Source organism: Burkholderia sp. SIMBA_051 (genome assembly GCF_046534915.1).
Classification (GTDB): domain Bacteria; phylum Pseudomonadota; class Gammaproteobacteria; order Burkholderiales; family Burkholderiaceae; genus Burkholderia; species Burkholderia ambifaria.
On the sequence record NZ_JAWRXS010000003.1, the window covers coordinates 19,204 to 41,584 of the forward strand.

Sequence of the window (22,381 nt, forward strand, 5' to 3'; positions counted from 1 at the left end):
TTGCGTAACCGGCCGCGCGCGAGAATGAGAATGGGAAGTAAAAAGGCCGGACGCTTGTCCGGCCTTTCGTTCGATCGCGCTTAAGCGGTTGCGACCGGGATCTTGCCGATCTTCGCCTGCCATTCCTTCGGACCGGTCTGGTGCACCGACGTGCCCGACGAATCGACGGCCACCGTCACCGGCATGTCCTGCACGTCGAACTCGTAGATCGCTTCCATGCCGAGGTCTTCGAATGCGAGCACCTTCGCGCCGCGGATCGCCTTCGACACGAGGTACGCCGCACCGCCGACCGCCATCAGGTAGGCCGCCTTGTGCTTCTTGATCGCCTCGATCGCGACCGGGCCGCGTTCGGCCTTGCCGACCATCGAGATCAGACCCGTCTGAGCGAGCATCGTCTCGGTGAACTTGTCCATCCGCGTGGCCGTCGTCGGGCCTGCCGGGCCGACCACTTCGTCACGCACCGGATCGACCGGACCGACGTAGTAGATCACGCGGTTCGTGAAATCGACCGGCAGCTTCTCGCCCTTCGCGAGCATGTCGGCGATGCGCTTGTGCGCGGCGTCGCGGCCCGTGAGCATCTTGCCCGACAGCAGCAGCGTCTGACCCGGTGCCCAGCTCGCGACTTCTTCCGGCGTCAGCGTGTTCAGGTCGACGCGCTTGCTGGTTTCCGTGTTCGGTTCCCACTGGACCTTCGGCCATGCGTCGAGCGACGGCGCTTCCAGCTTGGCCGGGCCGGAGCCGTCGAGCACGAAGTGCGCGTGGCGCGTGGCCGCGCAGTTCGGGATCAGCGCGACCGGCTTCGACGCCGCGTGCGTCGGAGCAGCCATGATCTTCACGTCGAGCACGGTCGCGAGGCCGCCGAGGCCCTGTGCGCCGATGCCGAGCGCGTTGACTTTCTCGTGCAGCTCGACGCGCAGTTCCTCGACCCAGTCCTTCGGACCGCGCGCGATGATTTCCTGAATGTCGATCGGCTCCATCAGCGATTCCTTCGCCATCAGCATCGCCTTTTCAGCGGTGCCGCCGATGCCGATCCCGAGCATGCCCGGCGGGCACCAGCCGGCGCCCATCGTCGGGACCGTCTTCAGCACCCAGTCGACGATCGAATCCGACGGGTTCAGCATCACGAACTTCGACTTGTTCTCCGAGCCGCCGCCCTTCGCCGCGACCTGCACGTCGACCTTGTCGCCCGGCACGATCTCGTAGTGGATCACGGCCGGCGTGTTGTCCTTCGTGTTCTTGCGGGCGCCTTCCGGCGGGTTGACGATCGATGCGCGCAGCACGTTGTCCGGGTGTGTGTAACCGCGGCGCACGCCTTCGTTGATCATGTCGGTGAGGCCCATCGTCGCGCCGTCCCAGCGCACGTCCATGCCGACCTTCACGAAGATCGTGACGATGCCGGTGTCCTGGCAGATCGGGCGCTTGCCTTCGGCGCACATGCGGCTGTTCGTGAGGATCTGCGCGATCGCGTCCTTCGCGGCCGGGCTCTCTTCCAGCTCGTACGCGCGGCCGAGGGCCTGGATGTAGTCGAGCGGGTGGTAGTAGCTGATGTACTGCAGCGAATCCGCGATGCTCTGGATCAGGTCTTCCTGTTTGATGACGGTCATGGCTGAGACTCTGTGGGGACAGTGGGGAATGCGTTTATGCGTTGACGGCTGCTTCGGCCGGCTTGCGGGACTCGTTCGCTGCCGGCGCGTGCGTCTCGTGGAAATGGGCCGGGTGCGTATGGGTCGTCAGGCGGTCGACCCACGCCATCACGAGCGCCGATACGAGGAACGACACGTGGATGATCACCTGCCACATGATCGCGTGCGTCGTGTGCTGGTCCGGGTTGATGAAGGTCTTCAGCAGGTGGATCGACGAAATGCTGATCAGTGCCATCGACAGCTTGACCTTCAGCACGCCCGCGTTCACGTGGTCGAGCCACTCGGGCTCGTCGGGATGGCCCTCGATGCCGAGGCGCGACACGAACGTTTCGTAGCCGCCGACGATCACCATGATCAGCAGGTTCGAGATCATCACGACGTCGATCAGGCCCAGCACCGCGAGCATCACGCTGATCTCATCGAGGCTGGTCGCGTGCGACAGCAGATGCCAGACTTCTTTCAGGAACAGGAATACATAGACGGCCTGCGCGACGATCAGGCCCAGATAAAGCGGAACCTGGAGCCAGCGGCTCATGAAGATCAGCGCGGGAAGGGGGCGTAGCGAGCGACGGGTGTGGCCGGGCGAATGCGAGGCAGACATGATGGAGGTACGGGGGCGCTGTGCGCAGGTATCGGGGGTAATCTTGAAAAGGCGCGCTATTGTAACGCGTCGGCCGGCGCGACTGCAGCGACGCGCCGGGAGAGCAGGGGACGGATCAGGAAGCCGCGGCCGGCGCGCGTTTGACGCGCAGGCTCGCGAGCACGATGCCGGTGACGACGCACGCGAGCGCGACGCCGTGGGCGAGCGTCGGGCGTTCGCCGAGGAACGCGATGCCGTATGCGGCGGCCGCGACCGGCAGCACCGCGCTGAACACGCCGGCGAGGCTGCCCGGCACGTGCCGGATGCCCTTCATCCATAGCCAGAACGAGAAGATGCTGGCCGACAGCCCGTACCAGACGACGAGCGCCCACGTACCGGCCGGCACGCTCGCGTAATCGAACTGCCACAACGCCGACGCGCCGAGCGGCAGCATCAGGAACAGGCCGAACAGGTGCGTGTACGCGCAGATGTCGATCGGCGCGAGCGTCTGCGTGAGCCGGCGCGACAGGATCACGTAGATCGATTCGCAGCAGACGGCGCCGAGGATCAGCAGGTTGCCGGTCAGCGAGCCGGACGAGGCGGCGCCGGCGTCATGCGCGGACGCGCCGCCGTTCGCGAGATTGATCGTCACGACGCCGGCGATCGCGAGCGCGATCGACACGAGCGCACGGCCGTTCGGTTTTTCACGCAGGATCAGCCACGCGAACAGCGCGACGATGGCGGGGATCGTGCTGGTGATCACGCCGGCCGCGACCGCGCTCGTGCGCTGCACGCCGTTGAGCATCAGCAACGTGAACATGAAGGTGCCGAAGAACGCCTGCAGGAACAGGTTCAGCCATTCCGCGCGCCGGACCGCGCGCATCTTCACCGGGCTGAACAGCGGCCACAGGACGGCGATCGCGATCACGAAGCGCAGCGTGGCGAGGATGGCGACCGGGACGAAGACGACGATGGATTTACCGATACCGACGTTGCTGCCGACAAACAGCATCGACAGAATGAGGAAGAGGGCGTAGCGATTCAAGCTGGAGTCCGGGGGGCGAGTTCAGTTACGATTGTAGGGTCGCAGTTGTAACAGCGTAAAGCCGACGGTCAAGCGTCGACCGTAGCGTGGCGGCGTGCGAAACGGCGAGGCCGCGTAAGTGACGGGTAAGTTCGAGCGCTTATCGTGGAAATCGCCGGGCCATACGTTCACCGTCGCGTGACGTGGTGCGGCGCAGCATCGTGCGTGCCTTCGAGGCGCGCGCAGGTGGTGGGAGACAGCGGCGCACGCGTGCGCCGGCCAAGACGCGGTGCGCACGATCGCGCCGCCATGCAGAGGATTCATGTTCACCAAGGGGTAGTCGATGTCTGCGATTGAATCGGTTCTTCACGAAACCCGTCAGTTTGCGCCGCCCGAGGCGCTTGCGAAGGCGGCAACCATTTCCGGCATGCCGGCCTATCAGGCGCTGGCTGCCGAAGCCGAGCGCGATTACGAGGGCTTCTGGGCGCGTCTCGCCCGCGAAGGCCTCTCGTGGCACAAGCCGTTCACGAAGGTGCTCGACGAGAGCGACGCGCCGTTCTACAAGTGGTTCGACGACGGCGAACTCAACGCGTCGTACAACTGCCTCGACCGTCACGTCGAAGCCGGCAACGGCGAGCGCGTCGCGGTGATCTTCGAGGCCGACGACGGCACCGTCACGCGCGTCACTTATGCGGATCTCCTCGCACGCGTGTCGCGCTTCGCGAATGCGCTGAAGAAACGCGGAATCGCGAAGGGCGACCGCGTCGTCATCTACATGCCGATGTCGATCGAAGGCATCGTCGCGATGCAGGCCTGCGCACGCATCGGCGCGACGCACTCGGTCGTGTTCGGCGGCTTCTCCGCGAAATCGCTGAACGAGCGGCTCGTCGACGTCGGCGCGGTCGCGCTGATCACCGCCGACGAGCAGGCGCGCGGTGGCAAGACGCTGCCGCTCAAGAGCATCGCCGATGAAGCGATCGCGATGGGCGGCTGCGATGCGGTGAAGAGCGTGATCGTCTATCGCCGCACCGGCGGCAAGGTCGACTGGCACGCCGGGCGCGACCTGTGGATGCACGAACTCGCCCACGCCGAGTCCGACACGTGCGCGCCGGAGTGGGTGGGCGCCGAGCATCCGCTGTTCATCCTGTATACGTCGGGCTCGACCGGCAAGCCGAAGGGCGTGCAGCACAGCACCGGCGGCTACCTGCTGTGGGCCGCGCAGACGATGAAGTGGACCTTCGACTGGAAGCCCACCGACGTGTTCTGGTGCACGGCCGACATCGGCTGGGTCACGGGCCACACGTACATCACGTACGGCCCGCTTGCGTGCGGCGGCACGCAGGTCGTGTTCGAGGGCGTGCCGACCTATCCGGACGCCGGGCGCTTCTGGAAGATGATCGGCGATCACAAGGTCACCGTGTTCTACACCGCGCCGACCGCGATCCGCTCGCTGATCAAGGCCGCCGAAGCCGACGACAAGGTGCATCCGAAGAGCTACGACCTGTCGAGCCTGCGCATCATCGGCACTGTCGGCGAGCCGATCAATCCGGAAGCGTGGATGTGGTACCACAAGCATGTGGGCCAGGAGCGCTGCCCGATCGTCGACACGTGGTGGCAGACCGAAACCGGCGGCCACATGATCACGCCGCTGCCGGGTGCGACGCCGACGGTGCCGGGTTCGTGCACGCTGCCGCTGCCGGGCATCATGGCCGCGGTGGTCGACGAGACCGGCCAGGACGTGCCGAACGGGCAAGGCGGGATCCTGGTCGTCAAGCGGCCGTGGCCGGCGATGATCCGCACGATCTGGGGCGACCCGGAGCGGTTCAAGAAAAGCTACTACCCGGAGGAACTGGGCGGTCGGTTGTATCTGGCCGGCGACGGCACGGTGCGCGACAAGGACACCGGCTACTTCACGATCATGGGCCGCATCGACGACGTGCTGAACGTGTCGGGCCACCGGCTCGGCACGATGGAGATCGAGTCGGCGCTGGTCTCGCACGAGCTGGTGGCGGAAGCGGCGGTGGTCGGCCGTCCGGACGACACGACGGGCGAGGCGGTGGTCGCGTTCGTGGTGCTGAAGCGTTCGCGCCCGGAAGGCGAGGAAGCGGCGGCGCTCGCGAAGACTTTGCGCGACTGGGTCGGCAAGCAGATCGGGCCGATCGCGAAGCCGAAGGACATCCGCTTCGGCGACAACCTGCCGAAGACGCGCTCGGGCAAGATCATGCGACGCCTGCTGCGCTCGGTCGCGAAGGGCGAGGCGATCACGCAGGACACGTCCACGCTCGAGAACCCGGCGATCCTCGATCAACTCGCCGAAGTGCGCTGATCGAACCCGTTGCGCACGTCGTGCGCACGAGCCCCCGCGCGGCAATCCCGATTGTCCGCGCAGGGGCTTTTTGCTAAATAACGGCATGACCGTTCCGTCCCGTCCGGCGCGTGCCGCGCCGCCGCCCGTTCCCGAGCCGCTCGCGCGCGCTCATGCGCGCTATTGGCGTTTCAACGTCGCGCTGATCCTGGTGCTGATGGCGATCGGTTTCACGGTGTCGTTCGTCGTGCCGTTCTTCGCGCCCGCGCTCGCGGGCATCCGCTTCGCCGGTTTCAGCCTGCCGTTCTACGTCGGCGCGCAGGGCGCGATTCTCGTGTATCTCGTGTTGATCGTCGTCTATATCGGTCTGATGCAGCGCGCGGACCGCGCGCTGCGGCGTGCGTACGACGAGCATGCCGCGCACGCGGGCAATCCGCACCATGCCCGCTGATCCATGCTGACGCATCGACTGATTCGCGCGTACGCGCTCTATACGCTCGGCTTTCTGGGCTTCGTGCTGCTGCTGTGGCGCATCGAGCGCGCGGCCGGCTCGGGCGTCTGGATCGGCTATGTATTCCTGTTCGTGCCGATCGCCGTGTATGCGGTGATCGGGCTGCTGTCGCGCACGTCCGATCTCGTCGAATACTACGTGGCCGGGCGGCGCGTGCCGTCCGCGTTCAACGGGATGGCGACCGCGGCCGACTGGCTGTCGGCGGCGTCGTTCATCGGTCTCGCCGGCTCGCTTTACGCAACTGGCTACGATGCGCTCGCCTACGTGATGGGGTGGACGGGCGGGTTCTGCCTCGTCGCGTTCCTGCTCGCGCCGTACGTGCGCAAGCTCGCGCGCTACACGATTCCCGATTTTCTCGGCACGCGCTTTTCGAGTACGGCCGTGCGCGCGCTGGCGGCCGGTGCGGCGATCCTGTGCTCGTTCGTTTATCTGGTCGCGCAGATCCAGGGGATCGGGCTGATCGCGACGCGCTTCATCGGCGTCGACTTCGCGATCGGCATCTTCTGCGGGCTCGCGGGCATTCTCGTGTGCTCGTTTCTCGGCGGCATGCGCGCGGTCACGTGGACGCAGGTCGCGCAGTACATCATCCTGATCAGCGCGATCCTGATCCCCGTGTCGCTGATCGCGATGAAGAACGGGCTCGGGCCGGTGCCGCAGTTCAATTACGGCAAGCTGATGGAGCGTGTGGCGGCGCGCGAGGCGCAGGTGCGCGATGCGGCCGAGGAGCAGCAGGTGCGCGATGCGTATCGCGGGCAGGCCGCGCTCGTCCAGGCGCAGCTCGATCGCTTGCCCGGATCGTATGCGGACGCACGCCGGCAACTCGTCGACCAGCTTGCGGACCTGCGGCGCCACAACGGGCCGCTGCGCGAGATCAATCAGCGCGAGCGCGAGCTGGCCGACTTCCCGCGCGACCCGACGGGCGCGCGCGTGATCTGGACCCAGGCGCGCGACGACCTGCTGGCGCGCGCCGAGCCGCCCGTGCCGATGCACGAGCCGTTTCCTGCCGCGAGCGACGACGAGCGCAAGCCGCGCGAGCGGAATTTCCTGGCGCTGCTGCTGTGCCTGTCGCTCGGCACCGCGAGCCTGCCGCACATCCTCACGCGCTACAACACGACGACGTCGGTGGCCTCCGCGCGGCGCTCGGTCGGCTGGACGCTGTTCTTCATCGCGCTGTTCTACCTGAGCGTGCCGGTGCTCGCGGTGATGATCAAGTACGAGATTCTCACCAGCCTCGTCGGGCGGCCGATCGCCGAGCTGCCCGCGTGGGTCACGCAGTGGCATCACTTCGAACCGGACCTGATCAGCGTCGTCGAGGTGATTCGCGACGGCATCGTCCACTGGTCGGAAATCCAGATGCAGCCGGACATGGTGGTGCTGGCCGCGCCGGAAATCGCGGGGCTGCCGTATGTCGTGTCGGGGTTGATCGCGGCCGGTGCGCTGGCCGCGGCGCTGTCGACCGCGGACGGATTGCTGCTGACGATCGCGAATGCGTTGTCGCACGACGTCTATTACTGCATGGTCGCGCCCGATGCATCGAGCCAGCGGCGCGTGACGGTCTCGAAGGTGCTGCTGCTCGGCGTTGCGCTGTTCGCGTCGTATGTCGCGTCGCTCAATACGGGGAAGATCCTGTTTCTCGTCGGTGCGGCGTTTTCGCTCGCGGCGTCCAGTTTCTTTCCGGTGCTCGTGCTGGGGGTGTTCTGGAAACGGACGACGACGCGCGGCGCGATCGCCGGGATGGTGACGGGGCTTGCGGTGTGCGTGTACTACATCGTGTCGACGTACCCGTATTTCACGCAGTTGACGGGATTTGCGGGGCGGACGTGGTTCGGGATCGAGCCGATCAGTTCAGGCGTGTTCGGGGTGCCGGCGGGGTTTGTGGTGGCGATCGTGGTCAGTCTGGTCGATCGGCCGCCGGATGAATATACAAGGGCGTTGGTGGATTATATTCGGCATCCGTGAGGGGAGTCGCTTGGGACGGCCAACCGGGGGCGGTTTGGGAGGGGCGGGGTGGCGGGCCACAAACGAAAATGCCCGCTTGCGCGGGCATTTGAATTCTGGCGGAGAGAGGGTCCGTCAGTATTGAATGCATCGGCGTTCGCCAAAGTTCACGAAATATCGATGAGGCCCTTGCCTCCATTGGGGTTTGTGGGAATTCGTCGTCAAGTGAACGAAAACGAACTGCGCTACAATCACACTATCATTTGATAGTCGAATTGATAGTTGATCTATGCCGAGAGCCATAAACAAACTGAGTCCACTGACCGTCACCAAGACAACCAAGCCGGGGCTGTATGCCGATGGCGGCGGTCTGTATCTGCAGATCACTACTGCCGGGGTCAAGTCGTGGCTCTTCCGCTACATGCGGAACGGCAAAGCGCGCGGAATGGGTCTTGGCCCTGTACACACGATCGGTCTTGCTGACGCCCGAGCACGCGCCCTTGACTGCCGCCGCCTTCTGTTCGACGGCATCGATCCTATCGACTCGCGCAACGCTGAACGAGCGGCGCAGGGGATCGCACAAGCCAATGCGGTGACATTCCAGCATTGCGCCGAGAAGTACATCGAAGCGCACCGGGCCTCGTGGAAGAACGCCAAGCACGCGGACCAATGGACGAACACGCTCGCCACATACGCGTATCCGATCTTCGATTCGCTCGCCGTCTCTGCAATCGATACCGCTTTGGTTATGAAGGTGCTGGAGCCGATCTGGACGACGAAAACCGAAACGGCGTCCCGCGTTCGAGGTCGTATCGAGTCGGTACTCGACTGGGCCACGGTTCGCGGCTACCGCGTTGGCGAAAATCCTGCACGCTTGAAGGGCCACCTGGACACGTTGCTGCCGAAGCGCTCCCGCGTCCAGAAGGTAGAACATCACCCAGCTCTCCCGTACGCGGACCTTCCTGACTTCATGAAAGCTCTGCGAACTGCGGAAGGCACTGCCGCGCGCGCACTTGAGTTCCTTATTCTGACAGCCACGCGAACAAACGAGACGATTGGCGCGACTTGGCAGGAATTTGATCTGAACGAAGGCGTCTGGACCATTCCGGCCGAGCGTATGAAGATGCGCAAGGAGCATCGCGTACCGCTCTCGGAGCGCGCGATTGCACTTGTCAAGGCCCAGCAGAAATTGCAGCGGGGGGACTATGTTTTTCCGGGAGCTCGCGACAAGAAGCCGCTGTCCAACATGGCAATGTTGCAACTGCTGGAGCGCATGAAGCGCGACGATATTACAGTTCACGGCTTTCGCTCGACGTTCCGCGATTGGGCTGGCGAAACGACACACTATCCGCGCGAAGTCTGCGAGGCTGCGCTGGCGCATGGCATCAAGGACAAGGCCGAAGCGGCATATGCTCGCGGCGATCTGTTCGCGAAGCGTGCGGCGTTGATGCAAGACTGGGACAAATACTGCGACAGTAAGCAGGCGGTGGCGATGCCATCCGCACCGACAGAACCTAATCACGTACCGGCTTCAGATGAACACGCATGACGCCAAGGAACAGCTACGAAGATTGACAATCTAGATTTCGCGTACTAGATTCTGTCTTCGTAGATCGGTAGGCCAGTTTGCCGAAGTGTTCTGATCCGGAGCAGTGAGCCGGATCGGTTCTGACAAATCGACCACCTATATCTACCAAATCGGTGAAGTTCCCGAGTCGGAGTCGTTAGCCGATTCGGAGCCGTCAGCTGAACGCCCGTCACACTGCGTGAGCGGGGTTTACCTGTCTGTTTATGTTTGCGCGTCCAGCGCAGCGCATGCTTTGGCGAATCGCCGTCGCGTGCGTGAACAGATCGGGTAGCCCCTTCTGCGTCTGGACGTTGCACACATGAACGTGTGTCAACCCGAACCAGTACGCAAATGGAATCACGCAAAAAATCTCCCGTTCCGTCGCCTCTGGCCGCTGCCCTTTCGGACGGCTCTCTGGTCACGACCAATTCGCAGGTTGCGCAGCATGCGGTCGCCGTGCCGCTGTCGGACACTGGCACGGTCAATCCGAGTGCGCCCGGCGTCGAACCCAACTTTCTCGCGCACGAGGTCTGCCAGATACTCAAGATCGGGCGGACGACTTTGTACAAGCTCGTCAAATCGAACCAGCTCGTGCCGCTACGCATCACTGCCCGCATCCGTGTGTGGCCCCTGTCCACAATCGAGGCATTCCTCGCCTCGAAGGGGGCCGAATAATGACGCAACAGCCGCGAACCGTGTCGCCTTTAGTCGGTGAGATGACGCCGACTGCTGGCGTCGTGCTCGTGATTGGCAGCAGTCGTATTGTCTCGGCCATCTCGAGCTGCACCGCAACCTTTAACGCAATGGCGCTGCTGCGGATGATGCCAATTACGGCGTGTGCGCGCGATATCGGCTGATCGCGAATTTCCGGTCGGCTGTAATTACATACTCTATATACCCAATATGACATCCTTCTAGTTACATAGGTATGCTTATGAAAAAATCCATGATCCAAGATCAACCGGCGGATGACGAATTGGCATGCGGTTCGGATAGCCTCATCACGCAACCGTTGGCATCGCTGCGCAAGGATGCATGATGAGGGTTCGTCCGAGTCAAATTGTCAGCCCGCCTCTGAAAGCGACGACCACGACGCTCGCGCAGATCGGCATGGCGTTCCGCCCGGCCGACTGTGTGAACGTCGATACGGTCGAGTTCACGGTTAGCGGCATCGAGTGGGACGTGTCTAATCAGACACGCTGCTTGGTTAGCAACGGTGACGGCGAACTTGTGTTCAGCAGCACCAACCGCCTGCCGGTCACTGGAAAGTACGGCATGCACAGCTTGCAGGTCCGATACAACCCGATCACCAAGACGTTGCGCGTGGAAGGCTCGCTGTTCGGGTTCATCCTCGGTCAGAACGTGTTCACTTCGCAGCGTCTCGCGAAAGGATTGGCGTGCGTGATCTCGCACCTCAAGAAGAAGCTGGGATTTTCGTTTGTCGTGCCGATGCAGGAACTGATCGATGAGCATGTGACGTTGCATCGTGTCGATTTGGCCGTCAACCTGCAGTTCGGCTCGGGTCGTTTCGTGAAGACGTGTTTGCGTCAGATCGCGCGCCAACTGATCGAACACGATTGCATGGTGAGGAAGGCGTTCACCTCGGTCTATTGGACGCCGCAAAACAGCCGCTACTACAGCATTATCTTTTACGACAAGGGTGAAGACGTACGCCGTAAGTACCTCCCCAAAGCGAAGCGCGGGGGCAACGAGGAGCAGGGATTCTTCGATGCCATGTGCAACGAGTGTGACGGCCTGCTGCGCATTGAAGTTCGCTTGCGGAGTGCGGAATTGAAGAAGCGCGGATTGCAGAACGTTAAGGCATGGCGTGGCGATGCGCCGAAGGAGATTTTCAACCGCTACTACCGCAACGTCCCAGTCCTCAATGTCGTGTCGTCGGGGATGACCCGTGCCGACTTCGATGGCGTGCCGGATCGCCTTCGACCCGTCGTCGCGCTGCACAAGCTGAACGCGCCGATGGAACTGGTGTATTCCGTGCGCACTATGGCTCGGCATCGCGCGACGTTCCGCAAGCAGAAGATCGACCTGAAGTCCCCCGCGCGCGCCAAATTCGTGCCGCTGGCGAAAGTGCTGACCGCTTCGCGTATCAAACCGACACCGACGCGGTTGATCGAGGCACGGTTCGCACCGCTGCCCTGTGAAGCAAGCGCATTGCCGTCTCCCGTAAAGGGGCGTGTGTCTAGGATCGCGTAGAACTGTACGAACAGGCATGACGCAAATTTCAACTACGGCCCGCGCTATCACGAGGCATCGCGGGCCGCAAATGGAACACCAAACAATATGAACCTTACTGACGTTGAAAGTGCGGCGCTCAACGCGCCCCCTGACGTGTGGAAGTTGCCGTGCTCCGAAATGACGTACATCGCCAAAGTAGTCAATGCGGACGGCGGCCATCCCGCGTACCTGGTGGAAATCAAGGGCGCGGGTGACGCCTGGAAGGAGATCGAGATTCCGGTCACCTTGATCCTGAGCCCGAAGCAGCTTGCGCGTCACCTGATCGAACACGGTGTCGATCTGCACTCGAACGATGCGCCGAAGCACGTCGCGGATTTCCTGCGCACCTGCCGCGGCGGCACGACGATTCTGCGTGTAGAGCGCGACGGATGGATCGACCACGGCCAAGAGCTGAGCTACGTTTTCGGCAACGAACGTTTTTCCGATCGTGTCGAGCGCGTAGTCCGTGTTCAGGCGAACGTGCGCCCATCGGCGGGTACGCTCGCGGACTGGAACGCTCTGACAGCCCTGTGCAGAGGCAATGCACTCATGATCGTCGCACTCTGCTTCGCCTTCGCGTCGGCGCTCCTGAAGCTGTTCGGTCAGAGCGGCGTTTGCGTGAATCTGGTCGGCAGCTCCAGCACTGGAAAATCGACGATCCTGCGCCTCGTGCAAGCCCTGATTGGTTCGCCGGAGGTCCTTGCTAACTGGGAAGCGACCGCGAACGGTTTGGAAGCGTACGCGGCGCAGCACAAGGACTTGCCGCTCATCATTGACGAACTCGGCCAGTCGAATATCGCGTCTTTCGGGCAATCAGTGTATCGCCTCACGAACGGGAGCGGCAGATTGCGCGCGAAGACGAACGGCGGTCTTGCCGATCAGGCCCAGTTGTCAACCGTGATTATCTCGGCGGGCGAAGAAAGCCCGGCTGAGCGTATTCGTCGTAGCGGCCAGCAAGCGGTGGCTGGTCAGCTCGCACGCTTCATTACGCTGCCTGTAAACGGCCAGCACGGCGCGTTCGACAACCTGCACGGTGAAAGGAACGGCGCAGCGTTCTCCGCAGTGGTTCGCTCGAAGCTGCGTGAGGTGCATGGGATCGCATGGCAGTCGTTTGGCAAGTACATTGCGGCGAGCATCCCGGCGGTTCGTCGAAAGCACGAAGACTACTATCCCGGACTGAAGGCGAATATTCGCGAGGGCTGCAACCTAGATGCTGCAGACGGTGTTCAAGAGCGCATGCTTGAGCACTTCGCATTTGCGGCCTTTTCGGCGTTCGTTGCTATTGACGCTGGCGTACTCTGTGTCACGTACGGGCAAGTCGTTGACGCCATGCTTCGCTGCTTCGCTGATGCACTAAAGCAGTACCGGGCGGATTCGCATACGCGGGAGGACGACATTGCGGAGGAAGTGCGCGACCTCGTGCTGAGGCATCGGAATCGCTTGCCGCCGTATTCGGCATTTTGCGATACCGATCGTGACACGCAGGTCGGATTCACCCACACGGTAAACGGCACGGATATGGTGTTGCTGCTCCCGCAGGCCATGCGCAAAATCAACGAAAAGTATGGCAAGAAGGCAGTTAAAGATGCCTTGGTCCGGAAGGGACTTCTGGTTCCCGGGCTGCAAGGTCGTCCGACGAGTCAGTTTGTCGTGGTCGGGTATCCCAACTTGAAGCCGAGCACCTACGCCTTGCGCAAGGACGCGATATTTGCGGAGTAGAAGCTGTACAGGGCGCTTGTCGGTCAATGGACACGCGCCCGATGCTATACGAATCTACAAATCTACGCGAAATATGAGGTGGCGTGAGGAACAATGAGGTTAGCCCACGGGCGTTCAAACCCACGCTTCGCGTAAGTCGCTGGGGATCACTGAACCGTTCTCCGTCAAGTCTCGTCCCCGGCGCAAGAGGTTGTGAGCTGAATGCGGCTGATACAGCAGTCCGTGATCACCTCGCCCGCGCTCGAGGCGCTTCACTGGTGGCAGTGACGCTGTATAGTATGTCCCTCACGACCCGGAAACCGCCAGACGAGCAACTACATTCAAGGATGCATGCGGGGATTTCATGCTGATCGATTTTCACAGAGACCCGATTGATCTCGACGCAGTATGCAGTGATCTTTCGAACGACGGCGTCGTAGTCATTGAGACGACACGCCCTAACTTTCGGAATATTGAAGACGCGGTTGCCGCGCGAATGCCGGATTGCACGATTCTTGCCTTGTCGACCGAGGGCGAGGATCGGCAATGGCATCACTACCTCATCAACGACGACGTGGAACCGTTCGCTTCATCAACCACGAGTACTCGCGTCGCACTGGCCGTGACGATCTGGCAAGCCGCAGGTTCGCCAATTCCGCATAACGTTAAGGTGTAGATGAGAAAGCGAAGGAACAACGTGCTTAACGTCGGGGCTCCCATGGTAGCCCCGACTGACATCGCTGAACATATCGTGCTGCGAGTCAAATCCCCGCGTTGCTGCTAGCGCTCCGCAATTGCAGGGGCAACCCAGCGCAATTGTCGCCACTGGGTATCGACGGCCCGAATCACCACTTCGGCCGGGCGCACGCCGTTCCGCGCTGCATGCAACCGTTGTAATACTCAGAAATTGCCTTGCCCCTGCCAGGATCGACGATGTTGTCTTCGTAGATATCTTGGACCATGGAAGTCGCATAGGCTTGAGCCACTACCGGCAAACCACCCACAAAGGCCATCTGTTGTTCCTCCGTTAGCCCCTTATTGCGGCATCGAATAATCCGTTCCCCAGAGTTGAACTTCGAGTTTGTCAGGTCGGGACACATGCCCGCGATTGTCCGCGCAGCGTCAAGTTGCTGCTGCCCTTGCTGCTGATCGCGCCGCTGCATAGCCTCATATTTCTGCTTGTCATCAGCATCGAGCGGACAGTTGGCGTTGCAAGGCGAGTGCTGCTTCAGATAGTCGATCCGTTGCTGTTGAGCTTGCTGCGCTTGCTGCTGGGCGGTGTCTTGCTGTGGTATCAGGTTCTTCACTTCTGTGACGGCGTACTGAGCTGAATGAATCGCCCCAAAAATCTGGTTCATCTGCGCGTTTGCGACGGCAGGCGCAATGATGGCGAGAACGATCGAAATTCGCGAAATTCTCATGGTTTCTGGTCTCCGTAACGAATAGAAGATAGCCCTACAGTTGAATGGAAATTGTCCGGGCGTCCGAGTAAGCCCCTTGCGGGATCGGTGCTGCCGTCGTCATTGCACGACTTGGCTATTGGTATAGCGCGGCATAGTCCACGATCTCTCGCTCCCTTCGTAGAATCCTCGTACAGCCGTTATGTGATGCAAAGTCCGTAGATGAAAACGCATCATATCGTAAAGATCGGGGCATGTCCGCACCGCTCCGAGGCCCCGATCCCAAAGCTAAACTCGTCTCCCTTCGGGACGTGCTGGCTTACAACATCCGCGCCAATCGCGTCGCGAAGTCGTTGTCTCAAGAAGAGCTGGGCTTTGCTGCTGGGTTAGACCGCACGTTTATCAGTCAAGTCGAGCGTGCCCGAGTGAACGTATCAATCGATAACATTGAACGTTTGGCAATTGCCCTTGACGTCGAGCCCGTCCAATTGTTTGAGCGTCCGTAAGTCCTTACAGAAGGCTGCACACGTCAAAGTGGGCGGGCAAGGGCCGCACGAGCTATGGCGGCTTGCTGCCCCGGATTGACATTGCGCCGGTGAGTGCGACTTTTCGCTTATCGAACCCGGTGATGTACTGCGCGTGGCCGGTGGGGCGGCCACGGTGGTCCTCTGTCCGCGTCAGCCGCGCGTTGTAGGTCGCGAGTACGGGTTCCGCTTCGGCGGAATCGACCACTAACAACGTGTGTCCATCGAAGATTCGGCCGATCCTCCGACCTTCGATGCCGACGGCAAGTCCCGCGTGGAGGGTCGCCCGGCGCGACTGTCGAAACGTCAGGATCACCGGTCGACCGCGCGACACTTCTCGTTCGGTGAACCGGAAAACGTCGGCGTGCGCTCCCTCAAAGCAGGTCGGGCGCAATCCCCATTTGAGTTCCCGAATCAGCGCTTGCAGTTCTTCGAGCGACACGCCGGAGAGGTAAAACGGCTGCGCCCGACGCCAGAATTCCGCTTCACAGTCGCGACGACGCGACGGCACACGTAGCGGATCGGACAAGCAACCAAGCATCGCAAGCGCCATTGCCGTCGCATGCAGCGCGCAGCCGCCGTCCCAGCAGCCTTGGAAACTGAATGCCGGAATATCGGAGCCAGTAAGCGTAAGGCGTCGGCCGGACCGAAGAGCCGGATGGAGTTTCTGCACGGTGGCCTCCATCGGGTCAGTATTCGGAGGGCCGGATAATGAACGTCGCTCGGCGGTCCGCCTCGGTGAGCACCCACAATTTTTCCCGGCGGCCCCCCAGTTCGTAGACCGAGAGGATGCGAGTGCCATTCACGACGGCCAGATTGTTGGCGCACGCGTCGGCCGAACAGACGACACCCCAATCACCCCGCAAATGGCGTCGCAATAGGTCATCGGCATTGGTGCCGGTTCTATCGAGCAGATCAATCGCTCCCGGCGTGGCAAGGATGCGTCCAAGAGGAAACAGGGGTTCGAGATGAATCGCTCTCATCATTAGGTATCCGAATTTATTAAGGCGAGCAACGGCACCGAACGGATGTTCGGGATCAGGCTCTGAACTAGAAAAACTGAAACGCGAGGCGACTACAGTGGCGTTTCAGGAAAAGAGGTGCGGCGAATTGGACCGAGGGCACTGCTGAAGGTCCAACTCTCAGGCGGAGCCAGAAAGCGGGCAGGCACTACAGGGGCAGACGGCAAAACAATGCGATTTTTCCCAAAATCGCACCAAAACGGCTGCGGACGGCCCTTCATTGGGAGAAATGTAGCACAAACGACTCGTTCATAAAAACAGGGACGCATCGATTTCCCTCAAAATCGGCAATAATTACCGAACCGGCAAGCCAGCCGCGCTTCGGACGCTTCGCGGGCACCGCGAATGGCCCTCCGACCCGTTTTCCGGCCCGCTAGCGGCTTCGGTTTGCCCCGGATAGGGTTTGGGTAGGGGCCGGTCACGCAGCGGCGGCACGGCGCACATCTCAGAATGAAAGGGTATTGAAATTAATTCTGCGGCGGATCTATCGCTGCATTTGCCCGTTTGGGAGTCGAAAAATGGCAATTTTGCTTAATTTTTGAGCAAATCGAGTTGATTTAGGTGTTTGGTAGTCCGAATGTTTGGAGAGGTCGCGCCGAACCTAGTTCTTGCGAGCTTCAGCCTGTCCAAGCAAGACTTCTCTCGGAGCGATAACGCTACCGGTTCGTGACCGTGGTATATGCCATCGCGCGTTCACCTTATCAGCAGACAAATGATGTACAGTGACGAGCGTCCAAGCATCCGGTAAACCAATGAGCGCATTTATCGTTGAAGGCGACACGACCTCCCATGGCGGAAAGGTATTCGGCTGCGCCTCGATCAGCATAATTAACGGCAAGCGAATCGCGCGACTGGGAGACATGGTCTCTTGCCTCAAATGCGGCGGCGCATATCCGATTGTCACGAGCAAAAACCCCGGCATGAATATGAACGGTCGTCCACCGGCTTTCGAAGGTGACAAAACAGCTTGTGGCGCGACACTGATCTCGTCGCAATCGCTTGCGTCGGCCAACGTTCCGACCGGCGCGGGCATGGTGGCTGGCGGTGGAGCGTCGGTTTCCCACGAGACTTCGGATCGTTCAGATGGTCGATATCGCGGCCGGTTCCAGGTCATTAACGAGACCACTGGCGAACCGGTCCCCAACCATCCGTACACATTGCACACCGCCGATGGCCGAACCCTCTCTGGCGAAACTGACTTGAACGGTTACACGGAGTGGCATGAGGCCGACGCGCCCGCATCTCTCCAGTTTTCGTCGGCATCAACCCAAGCGGTCGGCTGGAACCGTAACGCATGAGCGGCGAGACCTACGGAGCAGGTTCTGGCCAAGGCCGTTTGTCCGGGGGTGGCCAAACAACGGCCGTCCGCCTTCGGCCAACCGTCCTCAGCCCGACGGACAAAAAAGTTCTCTGCAAAGCCATTTGCGTGTGCAGCCGTCAGCCCGACGCTGGCAAAGACGGGGCGGACTTGAAGCAGCAGTGCGTCTCACGCAATCTCAGAGACTTGGACAAGTCGATGGAGTGGCAAAGCCCCTACAAGGCCGAAGTCAACTACGACATGTCCAAGGAGCCGCCCACGCCTATCATGCGCTCAGCCACGCCTCTGGAGCCCCATTCCTACTTGCCCGGCTGGATTCAGAAATATTGGCCCGGCGGGTTGGACGCCTACCCAGCAGGTGCAGGGGCGGTGCGCCGCCCGGATGTGGTCATCGTCAGCGATCCCTCACGTCCCCCGACGCAGGACAACCTGCGCTCCGTGGTAGAGATCAAGTTTCCACCGCAGACGATCGATCGGGAACAGCAGGCCGCTGACGGCCGAATCGCCGGTTCTCCCGACAAGACGACTGTGCTTAGCCCTAGCGATTGTGACTGCTCGCAAGATGATGGCGACGAGAATCCCGTCAAGGCCGCAGTTTCCGACGCGGTGTCCGAGCTGGGTCGCTCGCTTCGCGCGCTTTTTTCCTCGCGTCCGCCAGTTCTGCCGGGGTTTGGTGGCATGCCGCCGCCTCTCCCGCCACTGCCCATTCCCTGATAGCCTTTGAGCGCTTGCCGCGCTTGACTGAGACACACGATGGACAAGAATTTTTTGCAATGGGCCAAGGAGAACCAGTCGAAGGCCCTCATACCCAACGCCCTGTTGGAACCTCGTCATTCACACGAGGGGATCGGCGCGGCGGTCGTCATTCGGGGCTGCCTGTATTTCGAGAAAGCCTATGATGTGACGGTCCGCGAGGCAGTCGCGCAGTGCTTCGACGAATATTGCGCAGTGGCCGGTGATCGGTTGACATTCCTTTGGCATAACGGCAAGGCGGCGCAAGCTTTCAAGAAGGCTAAGTCGATGCGAGAACTTGCTGGCAAGCTCGGTGAAAACGATCGCTTCGACTTCGACTACATGAGTGGCGAACGCGCGAGCGACGCAGGCTTTTGGGAGTTCCACGTTTTCGGAATGCGTGGCTGGGAAGAGAAAATGGGCACACGCGGCGTCGATGCGCTTTACTTTTCGCTTCCGGTCGTCACCGTTCAAGAAGACCCCGACATGTTCGCTCGTCTGTTCTTCCGCTTCGCTCAGCGGCTCAACGCGTTGCGCGGCCATGCCGGTTTTGCCGTCAACCTGTCGCCAACCGCACAGACGGAGAATGAGTCGACCGAATATTGGATCAGCCAGATCATGCCTGGACTTGATGTCGGCTATCCCGGCGCGAACGCTGAGCGCGACCTGCGGGACCAGATCAAAAGTGTTGATTGGCTGACAGCGATCAGCAAGGAAATGTTCGAGCGGGTTGGCGGTGTCCGGACGCTACGTTCAGAATTGCCTCCCGATTGGTTCTCCATCGGAGACTATGGAGCCGGTGTCCTTATTCGAGCAGGTGTGTTGCCCGAATCGGGGTTGTCCGACAGCGAAGATGAATTGCCAGCGCCACCTCCAGCCTACATCGTCCTAGACAAAGCCCTGCGTCCGATCCGTGCCGAGCGTTTCGACAGCCTTCAGCGAGGCACTGTCAACGGCGATGCTCCCGTCTACAACACCAAGGAATCGACCGCCGCATGGCTTCGCAGATTCGAGTTCGACGAAGATAAACTGCTTGCTGCCAAGGCGGCTATCCTCGACGCGCCACCTCTCTCGGCGGCCAACGCATTACCCAATTCCCTATAACTCTCGCGACGCTCGGTCCGTAAGGGTCAGGGGCGCGCCAACGTTCGATCCGGCGCGCTCGATGCATACCAGCCACGGCCCATCGATGAATCGTGCTCAGCGGACAAGCGCCGATCAGGTAACATGTGCCGAGCCACCCACAACTTATCACTTGTCCGCAATGAAAGACTACGGGGTCGTTATCGCTGCCGTCATTGCCGGTATCTTCGCGCTGAGTAGCGCATATCTTGCGTGGAAACTGAAATCCTCCGGAGACACAAACGAACGGTCGCTGATCGAATCTCGGGAACGGCGGCAGGAAATTAAAGACCTTTACTCGAGTGTCATTGTCGCGCTGGAACAGTCCATCAAGAAGGTGCAGAACGCGGAGGAGTTTTCGCTGGACAGGGAATTGAGCGAAATCAACGCAAAGCTGTATCTTATTGGGTCTGAAGCCGTGATCAGGTTATATCAAGATGTCGCTGAGCATATTCGTAAATGGTCGTCGCTTCACTGCCTTGCAACACCGCGCAGGATAAAGATTGGCGGCGATACTATTTCGATTCTCCAAGCGCCAAATCCAACGGCAAAGTTCCAGCAACCGGCCGCTGACGCATACGAGGAGTTTCAGTGCGCTCTGACTCGCATGATCAAACAGATGCGCTCCGAGTTGCAAGATTAGCGTCGAACGCGGATCGATCGAATTCGCAAGATGCAGCCTCTATAGCGTCTTGGGAGCCCCAATATGGCCAAATCTAATCGAGACGACTTTTCCGAGAAGACCAAGCGAGTTCTCGCACAGCGCGCCGATCACCGCTGTTCCTTTTCCGGGTGCGGAATTCGTACCTCTGCTCCCGGTGAAGATTCGCCGAGCGCAATCGTCAGTATTGGTGTGGCAGCACACATACACGCGGCCTCGCCAGGTGGGCCACGATATCTCGAAGGCATGAAGGCGAACGAGCGTTCCGACATCGCGAACGGAATTTGGTTATGTTCGAATCACAGCATCCTGATCGATCGAGAGCCAAATCGTTACACGGCAGATGTTCTGCGCACGATGAAATCCGATCACGAGTCTCGCCTGTATGGGGTCGACCATGCGAGTTCCAGATCGACCACGGACTTGGATTTTGTGGCGATCGGCCCAGACCTCGTTCTTACGGGTGAGCTGGTTGGAGCTAGTGGCACATCTTGGAGAATACATGTCGATCACTTCTTGATTGGCGACATCCCCGCGCTGATTGGGTTCAGCGAGAGTTTCGCCAGCATTGAACCGCATGATCGTTACGTGCTAGTCAACGCCTTAGGCGACGGTCGACAGCTACTCGCAGCGCCTACATGGGAAAAGACAGATCGCGGATGCATCATTTCGTGCGACGTGCGCCCCAGCGTCCCTCGTACGAATGCCCACCGCTTACCGGCCGACCTTGCGCTAAATGACGCACACGATCTTTTTGTTTCGAATGGCGACCTTGCTATCGTGTCTGGTTTGGATTCTCTTCCACAAAAAATTTCGATGTGTTTATCCACCTTGCGCGGCGAGATTTCCTCGAGTCCGACATTTGGAGCAAGAATCAAGGAATATTTTGACGACCTCAGAGGTTCTCCGTGGCTCCCCCGGTTGATCAAACTTGAGGTGATCCGATTGGCTTGTATCCCTTATCGCGACCCAATCGGGAGGCAGGAATATACGCCGATGCATAGCGTGACGCGAGTTCGACAGGTCGAGCAACTACTGCCGGAGGCCGATGGTGACTGGCAGCGATTCAGATTTCAGTTGGATGTCGAAGGCGTAGGGCCGTCGTGGCAGTGCGAAACTCGTGTTTTTGTCCCGCGAGGTACTCGAGGTTAGCCTGCCTTCGCTGGCGGCTCGAGCAAAGTCAGACTCCGGGTTTCGCGTCGCCAGACAGAACTATCGCGTCGTAGTTGCTCCCAAGTTCGCATTCCCGGAGGAGTGAGGTCCAGCTCTCCTCCGGCATGACGCGATGAGTTTCATAGATCACGAATAGCAGATTCTTCCATTGTGATGATCTGTATCCACTTGTGTCGGCAAGGATTTCGTCCACGACACGCTTGGCTTCCGCTCCATTCGTCACAAATTTGTACTCTATCAGTGTCTTGTAGGATGGGATGCCGGTGTCCGGTTCAAAATTCTTGATAGGTTTGTTCAAGGAGGGCTTTCTCTTTAGGTCCGAAAAGTGGCACTTGAGTATGGCCTCGATGCGGTCATGCACGTCAGCCTCGCGGCTTGGTAGTTTCGGAAAGAGATTGGTATCACAGATGACGTAGAGCGATCTCTTGATGATTGCTGTCAGGTCCCGCATTTCCGACTTGGCGGTATCACCCAGTCCGTGGAGGCTGGAGACTCCGTCAACAAACATTCTCAACTTTTCAGGCCAAACCAGATACGGCTCCTCCGGTCCCATCTTGCTATCAGCGAAGTTCTTCCGAGCCTCAATAAGCATCGAAGAGACGGTTCGGTAGGTTTCGACTAGCCCCAAATGTTCAAGAAGTATCAGCAGCTCAACGAACGCTCTCTCTACGTAGTAGTCGGCGACGTCATCATCGTCGTCATGGTCTCCGCCACCTCGGTTGTAGCACGCGCTTAGAAATGCGTTGCCAGCCTCGCGCAGGCATTTCTCAATCGATTCAATTGACGTGGAGATGTTGGCGGACATGGTGTTCCTAGTGCAAAAAAATGATATCAATCGCAAAACCTGCGATCCAAAACGGCGGTTATGAAATCAACCCTCAATCAATCTGCGCTGATGTGTTGTTGCTAATCGGCGTCTGCCTACTCT

At 60.4% G+C, this 22,381-nt stretch carries 22 protein-coding genes; 15 read left to right on the top strand and 7 right to left on the bottom strand.

Features of this window, described 5'->3' with window-relative positions; genetic code table 11:
- Positions 1-80: 80 nt before the first annotated feature.
- The 3 genes from SB771_RS07540 to SB771_RS07550 form a co-directional block, all read right to left on the bottom strand.
- Positions 81-1,604: a fumarate hydratase gene (locus SB771_RS07540; RefSeq protein WP_175662635.1), complete on the bottom strand. Its 1,524-nt coding sequence runs from the start codon at positions 1,602-1,604 to the stop codon at positions 81-83.
- Positions 1,605-1,638: 34 nt separating this feature from the next.
- Positions 1,639-2,244, bottom strand: a complete 606-nt coding sequence (locus SB771_RS07545; RefSeq protein ID WP_011657441.1) for a TIGR00645 family protein — start codon at positions 2,242-2,244, stop codon at positions 1,639-1,641.
- Between the two features lie 115 nt (positions 2,245-2,359).
- Positions 2,360-3,268, bottom strand: coding sequence for a DMT family transporter (locus SB771_RS07550; RefSeq protein WP_175662636.1), 909 nt, complete (start codon positions 3,266-3,268; stop codon positions 2,360-2,362).
- Between the two features lie 322 nt (positions 3,269-3,590).
- Between SB771_RS07550 and acs the strand changes: the two genes are divergently transcribed.
- From acs to SB771_RS07595, 9 genes are all read left to right on the top strand, one after another.
- Complete coding sequence (acs, locus tag SB771_RS07555; protein ID WP_410721771.1) at positions 3,591-5,573, top strand: acetate--CoA ligase; 1,983 nt, start codon at positions 3,591-3,593, stop codon at positions 5,571-5,573.
- 85 nt (positions 5,574-5,658) lie between these two features.
- Complete coding sequence (locus SB771_RS07560; protein ID WP_011657438.1) at positions 5,659-6,003, top strand: DUF4212 domain-containing protein; 345 nt, start codon at positions 5,659-5,661, stop codon at positions 6,001-6,003.
- Between the two features lie 3 nt (positions 6,004-6,006).
- Entirely contained in the window at positions 6,007-8,022 is a 2,016-nt protein-coding gene (locus SB771_RS07565) for a sodium:solute symporter family protein (protein WP_175662638.1), read from the top strand.
- A gap of 268 nt (positions 8,023-8,290) precedes the next feature.
- On the top strand, positions 8,291-9,550 hold the full coding sequence (locus tag SB771_RS07570; RefSeq protein WP_410721772.1) for a tyrosine-type recombinase/integrase: 1,260 nt from the start codon (positions 8,291-8,293) through the stop codon (positions 9,548-9,550).
- A 369-nt stretch (positions 9,551-9,919) separates the two neighbouring features.
- Positions 9,920-10,243 carry a helix-turn-helix transcriptional regulator gene (locus tag SB771_RS07575; RefSeq protein ID WP_410721773.1) on the top strand — a complete coding sequence of 108 codons (324 nt, stop codon included), beginning with the start codon at positions 9,920-9,922 and terminating at the stop codon, positions 10,241-10,243.
- Positions 10,243-10,425: a hypothetical protein gene (locus SB771_RS07580; protein WP_410721774.1), complete on the top strand. Its 183-nt coding sequence runs from the start codon at positions 10,243-10,245 to the stop codon at positions 10,423-10,425. The genes SB771_RS07575 and SB771_RS07580 overlap by 1 nt, the downstream gene beginning before the upstream one ends.
- A 178-nt stretch (positions 10,426-10,603) precedes the next feature.
- Positions 10,604-11,782 carry a phage/plasmid replication protein gene (locus tag SB771_RS07585; RefSeq protein ID WP_410721775.1) on the top strand — a complete coding sequence of 393 codons (1,179 nt, stop codon included), beginning with the start codon at positions 10,604-10,606 and terminating at the stop codon, positions 11,780-11,782.
- An 87-nt stretch (positions 11,783-11,869) separates the two neighbouring features.
- On the top strand, positions 11,870-13,522 hold the full coding sequence (locus SB771_RS07590; RefSeq protein ID WP_410721776.1) for a DUF927 domain-containing protein: 1,653 nt from the start codon (positions 11,870-11,872) through the stop codon (positions 13,520-13,522).
- 343 nt (positions 13,523-13,865) lie between these two features.
- Positions 13,866-14,177, top strand: coding sequence for a hypothetical protein (locus SB771_RS07595; protein WP_410721777.1), 312 nt, complete (start codon positions 13,866-13,868; stop codon positions 14,175-14,177).
- 169 nt (positions 14,178-14,346) lie between these two features.
- On the opposite strand, the gene SB771_RS07600 is transcribed toward SB771_RS07595, so the two are convergent.
- Positions 14,347-14,922, bottom strand: a complete 576-nt coding sequence (locus SB771_RS07600) for a hypothetical protein (protein WP_410721778.1) — start codon at positions 14,920-14,922, stop codon at positions 14,347-14,349.
- Between the two features lie 233 nt (positions 14,923-15,155).
- Between SB771_RS07600 and SB771_RS07605 the strand changes: the two genes are divergently transcribed.
- Positions 15,156-15,407, top strand: coding sequence for a helix-turn-helix domain-containing protein (locus SB771_RS07605; protein ID WP_186165079.1), 252 nt, complete (start codon positions 15,156-15,158; stop codon positions 15,405-15,407).
- Positions 15,408-15,459: 52 nt separating this feature from the next.
- Here the strand turns inward: SB771_RS07605 and SB771_RS07610 are convergent, their stop codons facing one another.
- Together SB771_RS07610 and SB771_RS07615 are read right to left on the bottom strand one after the other, a co-directional pair.
- Entirely contained in the window at positions 15,460-16,098 is a 639-nt protein-coding gene (locus SB771_RS07610) for a hypothetical protein (RefSeq protein WP_410721779.1), read from the bottom strand.
- A 16-nt stretch (positions 16,099-16,114) separates the two neighbouring features.
- Positions 16,115-16,411 (bottom strand): hypothetical protein, encoded by a 297-nt coding sequence (locus SB771_RS07615; protein ID WP_410721780.1) that lies wholly within the window; start codon positions 16,409-16,411, stop codon positions 16,115-16,117.
- Between the two features lie 788 nt (positions 16,412-17,199).
- On the opposite strand from SB771_RS07615, the gene SB771_RS07620 reads away from it, so the two are divergent.
- The 5 genes from SB771_RS07620 to SB771_RS07640 all read left to right on the top strand — a co-directional run bounded on the left by SB771_RS07620 (position 17,200) and on the right by SB771_RS07640 (position 21,432).
- Entirely contained in the window at positions 17,200-17,745 is a 546-nt protein-coding gene (locus SB771_RS07620) for a PAAR domain-containing protein (RefSeq protein ID WP_410721781.1), read from the top strand.
- Between the two features lie 218 nt (positions 17,746-17,963).
- Positions 17,964-18,479: a VRR-NUC domain-containing protein gene (locus SB771_RS07625; RefSeq protein ID WP_410721782.1), complete on the top strand. Its 516-nt coding sequence runs from the start codon at positions 17,964-17,966 to the stop codon at positions 18,477-18,479.
- A gap of 39 nt (positions 18,480-18,518) precedes the next feature.
- Positions 18,519-19,601 (top strand): type VI immunity family protein, encoded by a 1,083-nt coding sequence (locus SB771_RS07630; protein ID WP_410721783.1) that lies wholly within the window; start codon positions 18,519-18,521, stop codon positions 19,599-19,601.
- A gap of 61 nt (positions 19,602-19,662) precedes the next feature.
- Complete coding sequence (locus tag SB771_RS07635; protein ID WP_410721784.1) at positions 19,663-20,262, top strand: hypothetical protein; 600 nt, start codon at positions 19,663-19,665, stop codon at positions 20,260-20,262.
- Between the two features lie 63 nt (positions 20,263-20,325).
- Complete coding sequence (locus SB771_RS07640) at positions 20,326-21,432, top strand: hypothetical protein (RefSeq protein WP_410721785.1); 1,107 nt, start codon at positions 20,326-20,328, stop codon at positions 21,430-21,432.
- Positions 21,433-21,460: 28 nt separating this feature from the next.
- On the opposite strand, the gene SB771_RS07645 is transcribed toward SB771_RS07640, so the two are convergent.
- Positions 21,461-22,258 carry a hypothetical protein gene (locus SB771_RS07645; protein ID WP_410721786.1) on the bottom strand — a complete coding sequence of 266 codons (798 nt, stop codon included), beginning with the start codon at positions 22,256-22,258 and terminating at the stop codon, positions 21,461-21,463.
- Between the last annotated feature and the right edge of the window lie 123 nt (positions 22,259-22,381).